Source organism: Nonomuraea sp. NPDC059023 (assembly GCF_042740095.1).
Taxonomy (GTDB): Bacteria; Actinomycetota; Actinomycetes; order Streptosporangiales; family Streptosporangiaceae; genus Nonomuraea.
On the sequence record NZ_JBHYIO010000014.1, the window covers coordinates 221,677 to 235,409 of the forward strand.

The window sequence follows — 13,733 nt, forward strand, 5'->3', positions numbered from 1 at the left end:
TTCCGGTGAACGGCTACGGACAGTTCTGCGCGGTGGCGCGGGCCCTGGAGGTCCTCGGCGAACGATGGACCCTGCTGATCGTGCGCGAACTACTGCTCGGCACCACGACATTCACCGACATCTGCCGTGGCCTGCCGCGCATCCCGCGGGCCACCCTGTCCACCCGCCTACGCGGCTTGCGCGCCGCCGGGGTCGTCGATGTCGTCAACGGCGGCTACCGGCTCACCGCGGCCGGCACCGCACTCCTCCCGGTCGTACGCGAGCTGGCCCGCTGGGCAAGTGCCACCGACAACGCCGCCCTGGCCGAGGGGCACCTCGACACCGCCACACTGACGTGGGACATGCATCGACGGATCGACCACACGGCCCTACCCGCGCACACCGTCATCCTCGCGATCGAGTTCGTCGACCGACCCACGCCGGACCGCCACTTCTGGCTGCACCTGTCCCGCACCAGCGTCAACCTGTGCCGCGAGGACACCGGCGCACCGGTCGACATATGGCTCACCGCACCCACCGCGGAGCTGACCCGATGGTGGCTCGGCCAGCACTCCTGGGCGCAACTCCTGCGCCACCCACACGTCACCGTCCAAGGCGACCGATCGTTGCAACGCCAGATGCACCACTGGTTCAAGCGGTACATCTTCACCACCGACGCGCTCGAACGCGACGAGTAGCTCACACAAGTGCCGTCCACAGCTCCATGAGCACGCACTCCGACACGACCCGGACGATCCTGCCCGGTGCCCTCCTCGAATTGGCCCAGGAACTCGTCACCCAACCCGGTGATCATTTCCACCGTGCTTGGCGGCTCTCCGCGGACGAACCTGAGAACCCCGGGCGGAGACACCCGTGAGCGACCCCCAGACCCGCCCACGGGGCCCCGGCGCGAGACGCAGGCGTCATCCCGCGCGCGAACCGAGCTGGGCGCGCGACTCCCCGGCGGAAGGCGCCCAGCCCGGAGACAAGGCGAAAGGCGTGGCCCCGGCAACGCAGGGAGGGAGGCCGAGGCCACGCCAGTCGACGGCGCCGTAGCGCCATTCGGCGGCGTGGCTCCCGCAGCAGAGGCCACGCACCAAAGTGAACCGCCGTGTGCGCATCCCACTGCGCTGAGACGCGCACACGGCAGATCTGCCTCGGACAGGGAGGGGGACATAACCGAAGTCTCTGCCCGAGAGCCTCAAAGGGCGGGGTCCCCGCAGGGGTTGCAATGCTGGGATGACCTGCGGGGACCAGCTCCACCCGGCCGAGGGAGAGACGCGGCCCTCGGCCTGTACCAGCACCAGCGCCACGGCGCCGGGCAGGTGATCGTGGCCCTTGTTTCCGACAGCCCCCGGCCCTCCACGTAGGCCAGCGGCGCCTGGCCGCGCGACCGGGAATCCCGAGCGTGCGGCCGTTTGCGGCAGCCGCAGGCGGCCCCGGGCCTGGGCGCCCGCCCACGACTGCCCATGAGCCGTCGAGAATGGCCCATGGTGCGCGCCGGACCTTGAAGGTCTACAGGCGCGTCACGTCTGGCGAACCGCGTGAAGTCAAACCTCTCAGCAGTTGCCCGGGAGCCCCCGCGGAGCCTTCGGTGGAGTCGCTCCGCGGGGACAACCTGGCAAACCCTCGGTGATCGCGGGCGATATCCCCCGCGGCGGAGCACCGCCCGCGACCACCCATGGGTCCCATCCAGATGACCCATGGCGCTCCGGAAACCCAAGGGGATGGCATGGGTTCCGGAGCAGCGTAGGAGGGTCCGAGGGCTCCCCACCCAGCAGCCGGGCGCCCGTTGGCCGGGGTTCGGCGCCGCTGCCGCAGGCGCGACAACGTCAGTGTTGTCGCAACTGCGTAAGCTTCCGCCCCCCATTACAGACCCCGGCGACAGCCGAGAGTCCGAGTCTCAGCGACACCTTCGGCGGAGCCGCTCCGGGGGCAGGTCGAGAAGCCCTCGGCAGCCGCGAACGGCGTCTCTGCGGCTGGACGCCATCCGCGACCGCCCCATGGGTCGCAATCCCAACCCATGGCGCACCGGAACCTAAGGGGAAGAGAGGATCCGGCACCGCTCGTCTAACATCGTGCAACCATACGTATCCATACGTCTAGCCAGACGTATCTAAAAGTCTTAGTGTGCATACATGTCCTACGAACCGATCGAGCTTGACCGACACGGGCCTGTGCCGATCTACAAGCAGGTGGCCGACGAGATTCTTAAGAAGATCGAGAGTGGCGAACTCCCCGCCGGGGCCCCCGTGCCAAGCGAGGCCAGCCTCGAAAGCGGCTACAACATCGCCAGGACCACCGCGAGACGCGTCGCCCGGGAGCTTCGCGAGCGGGGCACGGTCTACACGATCCAGGGGGAGGGCACTTTCGTCGGCGAGCCAGGCGTGCCGCGCCAGCGCCACAAATCACCGATCTATCAGAAGATCGCGGAAGAGATGGCCGAGCGCATTCAGCACGGTGAGATCACGCCCAACCGATCCATCCCCGGCGAGAAGATCATGATGCAGCAGTACGGCGTGGCCAAGGTCACGGTCCGCCGAGCAGTCACACTGCTGCGTGAGCAGGGATGGGTGTTCACCGTCCCCTACCGAGGCACCTATGTCGCCAACCCCATGAAGTGGCCCGTCAACATGGATCGGTAGCCAGTATCCCCAGTACGTGGACCCCCCGAGAGCGCGATCCTTTCCACGTTCAAGTCAGCGCGCTTCCCCACACAGGAGCCGTATCCACATCTCATTCGTCTTCGCCGCAGGAAGCCACGTCGACTCATGTATGATCACCCGCTTCCTTCTCCTTATGTATCGCCGTATGAAACGCAACCCACCGCCCTGGCAGAGCTCGTAGTACACCGTCCAGCAGCAGCACGTATGCGCTATGACGCGCACCCGATCCGCCCGTGGGACGGCAACCTCCCAGTCGATCTTCCACGCCCGGGGCTGCGCGGGAGCCGGATGAGGTGACATGCACTGCTGTTCCGGCACACTCAAAGAATACGTCTAGTTGTATCGCTCCGTCTACTAGAACTTGCCAGTCGCCTAACTAGTAGGAGCGTTATGTGAGGGCTCGTACCTGTTCGTCTATCTTGCGGATGTGATCGACTACGACGGTGACACCCACGTCTACATCCAGATCGCGGAGGTTCTACGCCACCGCGCCGCGGAGCTCACCGCCGGGCAGCCGATGCCGAGTGAGGCCGACATCCAGCACGAGTTCGGCGTGGCCAGGACCACAGCGCGGCGGGCGATTCACATGCTGCGTGAGGAAGGGCTGATCTACACGGTCCAAGGCGAGGGAACGTTCGTCGGAGCGCCGGAAGATGCGCCTCGTGCAGCACGGAAGACGCCGCTCTACCGGCAGATCGCGCATGACCTACGGGAGCGGATCACGTCCGGGCAACTTCAGCCGCGCAGGCCGGTCCCGGCCGAGTCGACCATTCAGCAGCAGTACGAGGTGGCGCGCGAAACGGTCAGACGAGCCATGGCACTGCTGCGCGAAGAGGGCTGGATCTATACCGTTCCGGCTCGGGGCAGCTTCGTGTCGCCAGAGGACAACTGGCCTAAGAATCAGTGACCAAGCGGAAGTAGAGGCAGACGACCGCGGTGTCGTCGTCCACCTGCTGGCCCTCCCCCGCCCAGTAGCGGCGATGGACCTCGCGCCAGTGCTCGACCGAGCGAAACCCCTCGCCCTCCGCCTGCGCGAACTCCCAGGTCACGGCAGCGAAAGTCGCCACTTCGACGGAAGTCACCGACACCTCGCCGACCCGGCCGCCGTGGTCGTCGACCAGCACCAGGTGCTCGCCAACATGCTCCAGGTCCTCGCCCTCGGCGCGATAGTCGGACTCCAGGAGCCCGGCCGTGGCGGTCTTGGCGCCGGACAGGACAAGACCGTTGAGTTCTGCGCGCAGCGGGCCGGGGGTGCCGAGATCCAGCACCCTGAGGCCGTCGATTCTTCCCCACATAGTGGGACTCAGCATAAGTGTGCGGAACACACGGGTGGCCGGTGACGAATGCCTCTGGGAGGACGAACACGCCGGCCTTACCGTCTGAGCATGGTCGGATGGTGCATCGCAGTCCTCGGCGCGGCCATGCTCACCGCACCGAGCACCCAGGCGACAGGCGGATACATCTGCGTGACCGGCGAGTTCGGTCAGGGGTGGCTGAGCGCGGAGAACTGCGCGGGCAACGGACTTCAGGACATCACAGTGATCGTCTGGTACGGCGACGCCGGCACCTATACCTGCCGACACGCCACCTTCTACCCGTTGGCCTCCCACCTGGAAGCCACGGACTGTATCAAGGCGGATCTCTTCCAGGAGTAGTCCGTCCCCGTCCAGTTCGGGGGCGTGCTGCCGCTCTCCAGCTCCACGAATGCCTCCTCGGCGCTCGTCACGATCGTGCACGCCACGAGATTGCTTGGGCATGCCGGTCGCGGATCTGTCCAATCCTCAACCGGATCGGGCATCGATTCCGGCTGACCGGCTCACGACCCGGGGAGCGCGAGGGGCCGGAGGCCTCTCGCCGGGGGGGCGGGGGCTCGCCCCGCTGTCACAGCCCGAGCCCTTCTGGCGCGCAGCGCCCCCACGCCCGTGGCCCGGGGTGCGGGGACATACCCCCGCAGTCACAGCCCGAGCCCACCGGCGCGCAGCGCCCCCACGCGAGGACCACGCCCTGCGGCTAGAACACGGGGATGATTTCTTCTGGGCCGATGAAGTCGACTGCCACACCCTCCAGGTCCAGTTCCGGAATGGCCGGGAAGGCGATGCCCCAGCGTTCGACGATGGCGCGGACCCTGGCCATCGCCTGGCGCCAGTTCTCCGCCTGTTCCTCATACGACAGCACACCCAGCCCAGCCTCACGGGCGTGGTCCATCAGGACGCGATGGTTGTTCAGGAAGTACGGCGGCAGCTCCCAGAACCCCTCCGGCGGCTCCCAAAGGATCATCGACAGGAACACGAACCCGGCCCGCAACTGCCGGGTGATCAGCGACTTCACGTCCTCGGTCAGCCCCGGCCACTCGTTCTCCAGAATCGTCATGCAAATCTGGAGATGTCGGGACTCATCCCGGCCGATGCGCTGGAACATCTCCCCGAACACCGGATGCCGAGTCCCCGACGCCATCCCCCTGAACAGCGTCGAGGCCGCCATCTCGCCCATCATGAAGCTCGTGAACAGCACGGGCAGCGAATACTTGCCCACCGCCGAGCTGTACCCGGTCCAGTACCGCCCGCCGTTGTGGTAAAGCCAGCCGATGTTGTTGTGAGCAGCTTTCTCAAGGTCGTCGACCGGCGTCCAGTCCAGGGGCCCGCCGGGCCACAGACGGGCGATGGTGCGCTGGCAGCACTCCTCGTGGTTCATCTCGTCGCGGGTGATGGAGAAGAAGCACTTACGGACAGGATCCTCCTCGTGCTTCTCAAAGGCCTGGATCGTCGCACGGGCGAAGACCGCAGGCCCGGAGGCATCGAAATTGGCGAGGACAGCGAACCAGTACATGATCCCCAGCCGCTGCTCCCGCGTGAAATCCTCGGCCACCAGCCCGTCCCAGGGCAGATCCGCCGGGTTCCAGAGCATGGTCTTGGACTTCTCGTAGATCGCCGCGAGCTTCTCGGTCTCGACCCGCCACTCCATCGGGTAGATGTTGGGCTGCGGGATCTCGGGCGCGGGCCAGAAGCCGCCGTCGGGCACGCTGAGGTCGGCCATGTGTGACACCTCCGCCTCCCATCGTGCGGGCCGATGTCATGCGATTTCAAGTACGCGCGCGCTGCGTCACCGCCACACACGCCAGTACGGCCAGCGCGGCCGCCACCGTCACCCACCCGAACCGCTCGTCCAGCAGGACCCAGGCCCACACCATCGTGAGCAACGGCTGCGCGAGTTGTGTCTGCCCGGCCCGCGCGATGCCACCCTGGGCCAGACCCGCATACCAGGGGATGAATCCCAGGAACATGGAGATCAGCCCGACATAGGCGAATCCGGCCACCGCCTCAAGACTCCACACCACGGGCGTCGTCGCCGCGAGCACCGCGGTGACCGGCAGCGTCACCGGCAGCGAGATCACCAGCGCGTAGGAGATCACCTGCCAGCCGGGCGTGGTGCGGGAGAGCCTGCCGCCTTCTGTGTAGCCGACGGCCGCCGACAGCAGCGCCGCCACCAGCAGCAGGTCCGCCCAGGAGGCGCCGCCGCCCTCCGCGCGGGTGAAGGTGAAGGCGGTGATCGCGACGGCTCCGGCCGTACACGCGAGCCAGAACACCGGCCGGGGCCGCTCGCCCGCGCGCAGCACCGCGAACGCGGCGGTGGCGGCGGGCAGGAGCCCGATGACCACGCCCGAGTGCGCGGTGCCGGCGCCGAGTGACAGCGCGAGGCCGCTGAAGACGGGAAAGCCGAAGACGACGCCAAGGGAGATGAGCGCATAGGGACGCCATTGGTGGCGCGGCGGCAACAGCGGCACCCGGGCGGCGCGCAGGCACACCAGGGCCACCAGCCCCGCGACCAAGGCCCGGCCGATCGCCACCAGCCACGGGTCGAATCCCCTCATCGCGAAGACCGTCGCGGGGAACGAGCCGGAGAACGACAGGACGCCGAGGAAAGCCAGCAAGGTCCCGCGGCGGGCGTGGGAGACCGCTACTGCGGGCGCGACGATAGCGCTATTCTGTGCATTCATGAACAACGATAGCAGTATCGCCCAGATCGCCGCGATGCTGCGCGAAGAGGTCTCTCGCCTCAAACCGGGCGACCGGCTTCCGTCCAGCCGGGAGATCATGCGCCGCCACGGGGTCAGCCCGGTCACGGTGTCGCGGGCGATCGGGCAGCTCACCGCCGAGGGACGCGTGGTGACGCGGCCGGGCGCGGGCGCCTACGTGGCACAGCGGCCCGCCGCTCAACCCCCCACGGAAGCGGATATGTCCTGGCAGACCGTGGCCCTGGGCGACCGCGTGGTCGACGACACGGCGGTGACCGCCCTGCTGGCCGGCCCGCCCGACCACGTCATCCCGCTGACCGGCGGCTACCTGAACCCCGCCCTGCGACCCTCCCAGCAGCTCGCCGCCGCCGCGGCCAGGGCGGCGCGGCGCCCGGACGCGTGGTCGGTGCCGCCCCTCACCGGGCTGGCCGAGCTGCGCCGGTGGTTCGCGGTCCAGGCGGGCGGCGACGTGACCGCGGCCGACGCGCTCGTGGTCAGCGGCGGGCAGTCGGCGTTGTCGCTGGCGTTCAGGTCGCTGGCGGCGCCGGGCACGCCGATCCTGGTCGAGACGCCCACCTACCCGGGCGCGCTGGCGGCGGCGAAGGCGGCCGGGCTGCGGGCGACAGCCGTACCCATGGATCGCGACGGCGTGCGGCCGGACCTGCTCGCCGAGGCCTTCGCCGTCACCGGCGCGCGGGTCTTCTACTGCCAGCCCACGCTGCACAACCCGACCGGCGCCACGCTCTCCCTTGAGCGGCGCGAGCAGGTCATCGGCGTGGCGCGGGCGGCGGGCGCGTTCGTGGTCGAGGACGACGTGCTGCGCTACCTGGCCGACGCGCCGCCCCCGCCGATGGTCTCCATGGATCCCGACGGCACCGTCGTCTACGTCAGCTCGCTCACCAAGGTCCTCGCGCCGAGCCTGCGAGTGGCGGGGGTCGTCGCGCGCGGTCCCGCCGCGCACCGGCTGCGGGCCGGGCAGCTCGTGGAGTCGTTCTTCGTGGCGCGGCCGCTGCAGGAGACGGCGCTGGAGTTCGTGGGCTCGCCCGCGTGGGAGCGCCACCTGCGCACGGTGCACGCCGAGATCGCCCGGCGCCGCGACGCGCTGCTCGCGGCCCTCGCCGCACGCCTTCCGGCCGCCGCGCCGCATCTGGTGCCCCGCGGCGGCAAGCATCTGTGGGTACGGCTGCCGCCGCACGTGGACGAGTCCGCCCTGGTCGAGGCGGCCTACCGGCACGGCGTGCAGGTGAGCCCGGGCCGCATGTACTACCCGTCGGAGCCGCCCGGCCCGCGCCTGAGGCTCACCTTCATGGCCGCCGCCCACGTGCGCGAACTGGCCGAGGGCGTCAGGCGGCTGGCGGAGGCGATGGGGCCCGGTTAGGCGAGCACCCGGCCGGCGTGTTCGAGGATGATCCGGGCGAGCCGGCCGGGTGCGCGGTGGTTGGCGGTGTGGCCCTGGCCGGGCATGACCACGCGGGTGGCGTGCGGCAGCACGCGTTCCAGGGCGTCCATGCGCTCGCCGAGGTGGGCCGGGCTCTGGTCGCCGCCGAGCAGCACCACCGGCGCCTGGATGTTCGCGTAGTCGCCCAGCCGGTTGCCGAGGGCGTCGATGGCTGCCAGGTCGTCGAGCTGCCGGGGCGCCAGCGCGCGCAGCTTGGGCACCAGGGCCACCGCGAGCGCCCCCGCCGCCGCCTGCCAGCCCGGGACCTTGATCACCTCCGTGAAGAAGGTCCGCATGGCCTTGGCCGTCTTGCCCCTGGCCATCGCGGCCTGGGCGCGCCGGGTGGTGTCGCCGCCGAGCGTGGTGCCGGTGATGACGGGCGGTTCGTAGAGGACGGCTCCGGCGAACGGCCCGGCCCGCAGCGCCTCCAGCGCGACCACGCCACCGGAGGAGTGGCCGACCAGCATGACCTCGCCGCCCATCCGTTCGGCGGCGGCGAGCGTGTCGGCGACCTCGTCCTCGATGGTCACGGCGGCCCCCCGATCGGGCCGGTACTGAAGCCGGCACGCCAGCTCGACCGGATAGCGGGCGGCCAGCAGGCCCGCGGGCTTGCGCCACAGGGAGCCGTCATCCAGACCCGCATGCAACACCAGAATTCCCGACATTTCGGCAAACCTCCTTAGCAGCGCTAAGGGCAACTTAGCACTGCTAAGGTGGAGTGTGAACAAGAAGCTGACCCGGCAGCTGCTCATCGAGACCGGGCTGCGCCTCCTGGACGAGGTCGGCCTCGACGGCCTGACCGTCCGCAGGCTCGCCGCCGAGCTCAGCGTGCAGTCCCCCGCCCTGTACTGGCACATCCGCACCAAGCAGGAACTCCTGGACGGCATGGCCGACGCCATCGTCCTGGCCGCCGGCATGGGCCCGCCACGGGATGACGAGTCGTGGCGGGACTGGCTGGCCCGCCGCGCCCGCGCGTACCGCGGCTCGCTGAGCGCGCACCGCGACGGCGCCCGCGTCGTGTCCGGCGCGACCAGCCTCAGCGCCCGCGCGGTCGAGCTGTTCGAGCAGGAGCTCGACGCCATGGTCGCCCGGGGCTTCACGCCCGGCCTGGCGCTGCGCACGATCACCGCGCTGACCCACTACGTCAACGGCGTCGTCCTGCACGAACAGGCCGAGCGCGGCGGCCCGTCCGGCGTCCTGCCGGGCCCCACCCTGCTGGCCGCCGTGCGCGAGACCGGCGGCCCACTGGGCGACGACGGCTTCGAGCACGGGCTGCGCGCCTTCGTCGAAGGCACCGCTCAGGCGCTGGCGAAGACCTCGTAGTGCGCGACGGTACGCTCCCGGTCCACCAGGAAGGCGTCGTCGTCGGGGTAGAAGACGGCCCGCGACGGGTCCTCCCCGGCGAAGGCCGCGATGGCTTCCCACGACTCCCAGAACGAGATCAGCAGGAACTCGGTACGGTCACCGTCATCGCGCCGGGTGAAGCGCACCCCCTGGTTCCCCGGCGTCGCGGTGTAACCGGGAAACCCGGTGCGCAGCAGGTAATCCTCGTAGGCGGAGGCGTCGGCCGTACGGGTCCAGCCACGCCAGATGCGGACGATCATCAGGACTCCTCTCCAAAGAAGACACCACTCAACACGCTACAGTGGTTTCATGCTGGAGCTCGTGCGCGACTTCGTGAACACCTATGACGTGGAGAACGACGCCGACGAGCTGACCTCGCCCGCCGAGCTGGCCCTGTGGCTGCGCGAGCGGGGCCTGGCCGGCGAGGGCGACAGAGCGGAGGACGACGACCTGGCCACCGCGATCGCCCTGCGGGAGGGCCTGCGGGCGGCGTTGCGCCGGGAACCGGCGGATCTGCCGGAGCTGCCGCTCCGGGTCGTGATCGCGGACGGGCCCCGGCTGGCACCGGTACGGCCCGGCGTCCCGGGCGCGCTGGCCCGGGTCGCGGCGGCCGTACTCGATCCCGGATGGGAGCGTTTGAAGGTCTGCCTGGAAGGCACCTGCCAGTGGGCGTTCATCGACTCCTCGAAGAACCGCTCGCGGTCCTGGTGCTCCATGAAGGTCTGCGGCAACCGCACCAAAACCCGTGCATATCGGGCAAGGAAGCATGGTTCGCGTCGTCCCCAAGGCTCAAACACCGATACGGTGTAACTCGTGCCTTGTGGCATGACGGCAGGCGAAGGAGCGGGCCGAAAATGGCAGACGTAGGCGTCCGGGCGGCCCGGCGCGAGGATGTGCTCCAGGTTGCGAACGTTCAGGTCCGCGCCTGGCGCTACGGCTATCGGGATTTCCTGCCCGAGGGGCCGCTGGAGCAGATGACCGGTGCGGCGGCCGAGAAGATGTGGCTGCGCCAGTGGGACGAGGCGATCGTCGCCCCGCCCACCTCACGCCACCGGGTGCTCGTCGCGGTCGAGACCATCCTCGACACCGAGGGCTTCCCCGCGCTGGGCGTCGGCGGCAGCGCCGCGCCGGCCACGCCGCGCGGCGGCGAACGCGTGGTCGGCCTGGCCTCCCACGCCCCCGCCGAGGACCCCGACCTCGACCCGACCGTGGTCTCCGAGATGCTGACGCTGCTGGTCGACCCCGACTTCGTCCGCCGCGGGCACGGCAGCCGCCTGCTCAACGCCACCGTCGACCACCTGCGCGAGGACGGCTACCGCCAGATCGTCACCTGGGCCTTCGCCGACAACTACGCCGTCCTGGGCTTCCTGGAGTCGGCCGGCTGGGGCGAGGACATGGCCGAACGGGTGCTCGACATGGGCCGCCCGATCCGCATGGTCAGGCTCAGCACGGATATCAGCTAGAGGTAGACGAGAACATGGCAACTCCTGGTCAGTGGATAGCCGGTGCGCGGCCGCGCACCCTGCCCAACGCCGTCGTCCCCGTCATGGTCGGCACCGGCGTCGCCCTCGGCCTCGGCGCCGTCGGCTGGTGGCAGGCGCTCGTCGCCCTGGCCGTCGCGTTGCTGCTGCAGATCGGCGTCAACTACGCCAACGACTACAGCGACGGCGTGCGCGGCACCGACGACCAGCGGGTCGGCCCGATGCGGCTGGTCGGCTCCAGGGCCGCCACGCCGCGCCAGGTCCTGACCGCCGCCCTGGGCTGCTTCGCCGCCGCCGCGGTGGCCGGCCTGACGCTGGTGATCGCCACCCGGGCGTGGTGGATCCTGCTGGTCGGCGCGGCGGCGATCGCCGCCGCGTGGTTCTACACCGGGGGCAAGCGCCCGTACGGCTACCGCGCGCTCGGCGAGTTGTCCGTCTTCGTGTTCTTCGGCGTGGTCCCGGTGGTCGGCACCACCTTCGTCCAGGTGGAGTACCTGTCCGGCCTGGCCCTGGCCGCCTCGGTGCCGGTCGGCCTGCTGTCGTGCTCGATGCTCGTGGTCAACAACCTACGCGACGTGGTCACCGACGCGCCCGCGGGCAAGAAGACCCTGGCCGTCGTCCTGGGCGCCGAGCGCACCCGCGTCCTCTATGCCGCCTGCCTGGTGCTGCCGTTCGTGATCGTACTGGCGCTGGTGACGGTCTCGCCGTGGGTGGCGCTGGCGCTGCTGGCCGCGCCGCTGGCCATCGCCCCCATCCGTACCGTTCTGGGGGGTGCGGTCGGGCCCGACCTGATCGCCGTCCTCCAGGCGACGGGCAAGCTCCAGATGGCGTTCGGGCTGCTGTTCTCGATCGGGCTGGCGCTGATCTAGCCGGTCGTCTGGGTCACCACGGGGGACGGCCCGCCGTACCTGATGGCTCTGACCCGATAGGCGGCCCGCTTCTCCTCGGGCAGCGTGACCAGGCCGACCGCGTTGACGTCCGGTTCGAGCACGGCGGCCACGCGGAAGTCCTGCGCGTCCTTCGCCCTGACCTCCAGCAGGTAGCCCTCCTCGTCGCCGGCGCGGTCGGTCCAGGTGAACGCGATGCCGTTGGCGTGCTTGACCGTGGCCCGCAGGTTCTCCGGCGCCGCCCCGGGGGCGTTGCCCGGGGCGGGGTGCGGGAGGGTGCGCGGGTCGAGCCAGCCGTGCTCCAGCTTCTCCTCCAGCGGGCCGGGCGGGAGCGCGACCTCGACGGTGTTGGAGGCCTGGCCGTAGTAGGGGCGCAGGCGGTAGTAGAACGTGGTGCGCGGGATCAGGTCCGGGTGGACGTAGCTGGTCCGTCCCGGCGGCAGGAAGTCGAGGATCGTGTACGGCCCCCGCGGCTCCGTGGCGAACTCGACCACGCGGCCCGCCGTCCCCTGCTCGCCCGGCGGCCAGGACAGGGTGACGTCCCGGGGCGTGGTCAGGACGGCCGACAGCGGCGCCCGGGCCGGCGGCGCGGGCTCCGGCGCCGCGCAGCCGGCCAGGACGAAGGCCAGGACGATCAGCGTTCTCACTTGCGCCAGAACCGGATGTCCGACCACTCGACGGTGACCGGGCCCTGGCCGCTGTTGGTGCGGTAGGAGCCGAACTTGTCGTAGAAGTCGCCGCCGGGGCTGGAGGTGGTGTGCTTGAGCGAGCCGTTGATGTAGGTGCGGTGGGTGCTGCCGACCACGTGCACGGTGTTGACCCGCACGGTGGTGCCGAGCGTCGCGCCGGTGGCGATCGTGGTGCCGCCGTGCACGGCGTACAGGCGTCCGCCCCTTTCCACGGCCATCATGAAGAACGGGCCGGTCGTCTTGAAGGTCTGCTTCAGGCTGATCCGGGTGCCGCCCATACTGGTGATCTTGAAGAAGCCCTGGAACTGCCGGGTGCCGCCGGTGTAGGTGGCGTAGCGGCGTTCGGCGCGCTGGTCGCCGCTGCCGGTGGAGCAGGTGAGGCGGAAGGTCAGGTCGCTGACGTCGCCGCAGCCGCGTTCCTGGACGTTGAACGTCGGGCTGTAGGCGGTCCAGGGGCCTGCTTCGACCGGGCCGGGGCCGCTGTCCTGCTGGGTGGTTCCGGTGACCGGAACGCTCTTGGGCGATTCGTTCCCCGCGGCGTCGCGGGCGGCGACCGTGTAGGTGTGCGTGGTGTTGGGCGCCAGGCCGGTGACTGCGGCGCCGGTGCCGGTGGGGGCGGCGACCTGGGTCGTGCCTTCGTACACGCGGTAGCCGGTGACCCCGACGTTGTCGGTGGCCGCGTCCCAGGCGAGCGTGATGCCGCTGCTCGTGGTCGCGGTGACCCGCGGGTTGGCGGGAGTGGTGGGCGGCTGGGCGTCGGGCGGGCCGGTGACCAGGCGGTCCAGGTTGGGGCCGCCGTCGGCGGCGGTGGAGGTGAGGCGGACGGCGTTCTGCCCGGCGGCCAGCGTGACGGTGACGGTGGTCTCCATCCAGGTGGTCCAGGCGCCGGTGGGCGGGAAGTCCTTGGCCTGGGTGGCGCCGCCCGCCGTGACGGACATGGGGCGGACGCTGGTGGTGCCGTTGGCGTAGCGGATGGTCAGCGGGACCGGGCCGGCCTCCGCCGCGTTCACGGTGAACTCCACGTAGGAGCCGACGAGGTTGTCGAGGTTGACGAAACCGGTGCCGGTGTATCCGGCATGGTTGGATTCGACCGCGCCCTGGCTGATGGTGGCGTCCTCGGCCTGGTGGTCGGCCATGGACGCGGTGGCGGTGGGGGCCGGAAGCATGCTGAGCAGAAGCCCCAGAGCGAGTAATCGGGCCATAATTCATGGGATCACTGTTCACAGATGACCGTCAA

At 70.1% G+C, this 13,733-nt stretch carries 16 protein-coding genes; 9 read left to right on the forward strand and 7 right to left on the reverse strand.

The annotated features are described in order from the left end of the window. Positions 1-5: 5 nt before the first annotated feature. The 3 genes from ACFWYW_RS24800 to ACFWYW_RS24810 all read left to right on the forward strand — a co-directional run bounded on the left by ACFWYW_RS24800 (position 6) and on the right by ACFWYW_RS24810 (position 3,552). Positions 6-677 (forward strand): winged helix-turn-helix transcriptional regulator, encoded by a 672-nt coding sequence (locus ACFWYW_RS24800; protein WP_379618157.1) that lies wholly within the window; start codon positions 6-8, stop codon positions 675-677. Between the two features lie 1,440 nt (positions 678-2,117). After that, positions 2,118-2,624 (forward strand): GntR family transcriptional regulator, encoded by a 507-nt coding sequence (locus ACFWYW_RS24805; protein ID WP_379618155.1) that lies wholly within the window; start codon positions 2,118-2,120, stop codon positions 2,622-2,624. 448 nt (positions 2,625-3,072) lie between these two features. Beyond that, positions 3,073-3,552, forward strand: coding sequence for a GntR family transcriptional regulator (locus ACFWYW_RS24810; RefSeq protein ID WP_379618153.1), 480 nt, complete (start codon positions 3,073-3,075; stop codon positions 3,550-3,552). On the opposite strand, the gene ACFWYW_RS24815 is transcribed toward ACFWYW_RS24810, so the two are convergent. Next, on the reverse strand, positions 3,539-3,940 hold the full coding sequence (locus ACFWYW_RS24815; protein WP_379618151.1) for an ASCH domain-containing protein: 402 nt from the start codon (positions 3,938-3,940) through the stop codon (positions 3,539-3,541). The two genes, ACFWYW_RS24810 and ACFWYW_RS24815, sit on opposite strands and share 14 nt — an antisense overlap. A gap of 90 nt (positions 3,941-4,030) precedes the next feature. Here ACFWYW_RS24815 and ACFWYW_RS24820 point away from each other — a divergent pair, with 90 nt between their 5' ends. Continuing rightward, the gene (locus tag ACFWYW_RS24820) at positions 4,031-4,300 is read left to right on the forward strand and encodes a hypothetical protein (RefSeq protein ID WP_379618149.1); all 270 of its coding nucleotides are present in this window, start codon (positions 4,031-4,033) and stop codon (positions 4,298-4,300) included. Positions 4,301-4,655: 355 nt separating this feature from the next. Here the strand turns inward: ACFWYW_RS24820 and ACFWYW_RS24825 are convergent, their stop codons facing one another. Beyond that, positions 4,656-5,678 carry a hypothetical protein gene (locus tag ACFWYW_RS24825; RefSeq protein WP_379618147.1) on the reverse strand — a complete coding sequence of 341 codons (1,023 nt, stop codon included), beginning with the start codon at positions 5,676-5,678 and terminating at the stop codon, positions 4,656-4,658. A gap of 46 nt (positions 5,679-5,724) precedes the next feature. Continuing rightward, complete coding sequence (locus tag ACFWYW_RS24830; protein WP_379618145.1) at positions 5,725-6,639, reverse strand: DMT family transporter; 915 nt, start codon at positions 6,637-6,639, stop codon at positions 5,725-5,727. Here ACFWYW_RS24830 and ACFWYW_RS24835 point away from each other — a divergent pair. After that, the gene (locus tag ACFWYW_RS24835; protein WP_379618143.1) at positions 6,638-8,035 is read left to right on the forward strand and encodes a PLP-dependent aminotransferase family protein; all 1,398 of its coding nucleotides are present in this window, start codon (positions 6,638-6,640) and stop codon (positions 8,033-8,035) included. The two genes, ACFWYW_RS24830 and ACFWYW_RS24835, sit on opposite strands and share 2 nt — an antisense overlap. On the opposite strand, the gene ACFWYW_RS24840 is transcribed toward ACFWYW_RS24835, so the two are convergent. After that, positions 8,032-8,760: an alpha/beta fold hydrolase gene (locus ACFWYW_RS24840; protein ID WP_379618141.1), complete on the reverse strand. Its 729-nt coding sequence runs from the start codon at positions 8,758-8,760 to the stop codon at positions 8,032-8,034. The two genes, ACFWYW_RS24835 and ACFWYW_RS24840, sit on opposite strands and share 4 nt — an antisense overlap. Before the next feature lie 55 nt (positions 8,761-8,815). Between ACFWYW_RS24840 and ACFWYW_RS24845 the strand changes: the two genes are divergently transcribed. Beyond that, complete coding sequence (locus ACFWYW_RS24845) at positions 8,816-9,418, forward strand: TetR/AcrR family transcriptional regulator C-terminal domain-containing protein (protein ID WP_379618139.1); 603 nt, start codon at positions 8,816-8,818, stop codon at positions 9,416-9,418. Here the strand turns inward: ACFWYW_RS24845 and ACFWYW_RS24850 are convergent. Next, entirely contained in the window at positions 9,394-9,699 is a 306-nt protein-coding gene (locus ACFWYW_RS24850; protein ID WP_379618137.1) for an antibiotic biosynthesis monooxygenase family protein, read from the reverse strand. The genes ACFWYW_RS24845 and ACFWYW_RS24850 overlap by 25 nt on opposite strands. Positions 9,700-9,748: 49 nt before the next feature. Here ACFWYW_RS24850 and ACFWYW_RS24855 point away from each other — a divergent pair, with 49 nt between their 5' ends. Genes ACFWYW_RS24855 through ACFWYW_RS24865 form a run of 3 tightly spaced genes read left to right on the forward strand, consistent with a single transcriptional unit; the run spans position 9,749 to position 11,789 of the window. After that, positions 9,749-10,249 (forward strand): CGNR zinc finger domain-containing protein, encoded by a 501-nt coding sequence (locus ACFWYW_RS24855; protein WP_379618135.1) that lies wholly within the window; start codon positions 9,749-9,751, stop codon positions 10,247-10,249. A 44-nt stretch (positions 10,250-10,293) separates the two neighbouring features. Further along, positions 10,294-10,902 carry a GNAT family N-acetyltransferase gene (locus ACFWYW_RS24860; RefSeq protein ID WP_379618132.1) on the forward strand — a complete coding sequence of 203 codons (609 nt, stop codon included), beginning with the start codon at positions 10,294-10,296 and terminating at the stop codon, positions 10,900-10,902. Between the two features lie 14 nt (positions 10,903-10,916). Continuing rightward, the gene (locus ACFWYW_RS24865; RefSeq protein WP_379618130.1) at positions 10,917-11,789 is read left to right on the forward strand and encodes a 1,4-dihydroxy-2-naphthoate polyprenyltransferase; all 873 of its coding nucleotides are present in this window, start codon (positions 10,917-10,919) and stop codon (positions 11,787-11,789) included. Here ACFWYW_RS24865 and ACFWYW_RS24870 read toward each other — a convergent pair. After that, the gene (locus ACFWYW_RS24870; RefSeq protein WP_379618128.1) at positions 11,786-12,454 is read right to left on the reverse strand and encodes a fibronectin type III domain-containing protein; all 669 of its coding nucleotides are present in this window, start codon (positions 12,452-12,454) and stop codon (positions 11,786-11,788) included. The two genes, ACFWYW_RS24865 and ACFWYW_RS24870, sit on opposite strands and share 4 nt — an antisense overlap. Then, entirely contained in the window at positions 12,451-13,698 is a 1,248-nt protein-coding gene (locus tag ACFWYW_RS24875) for a carbohydrate-binding protein (RefSeq protein WP_379618126.1), read from the reverse strand. Before ACFWYW_RS24875 ends, ACFWYW_RS24870 begins: the two co-directional genes overlap by 4 nt. Positions 13,699-13,733 lie beyond the last annotated feature (35 nt).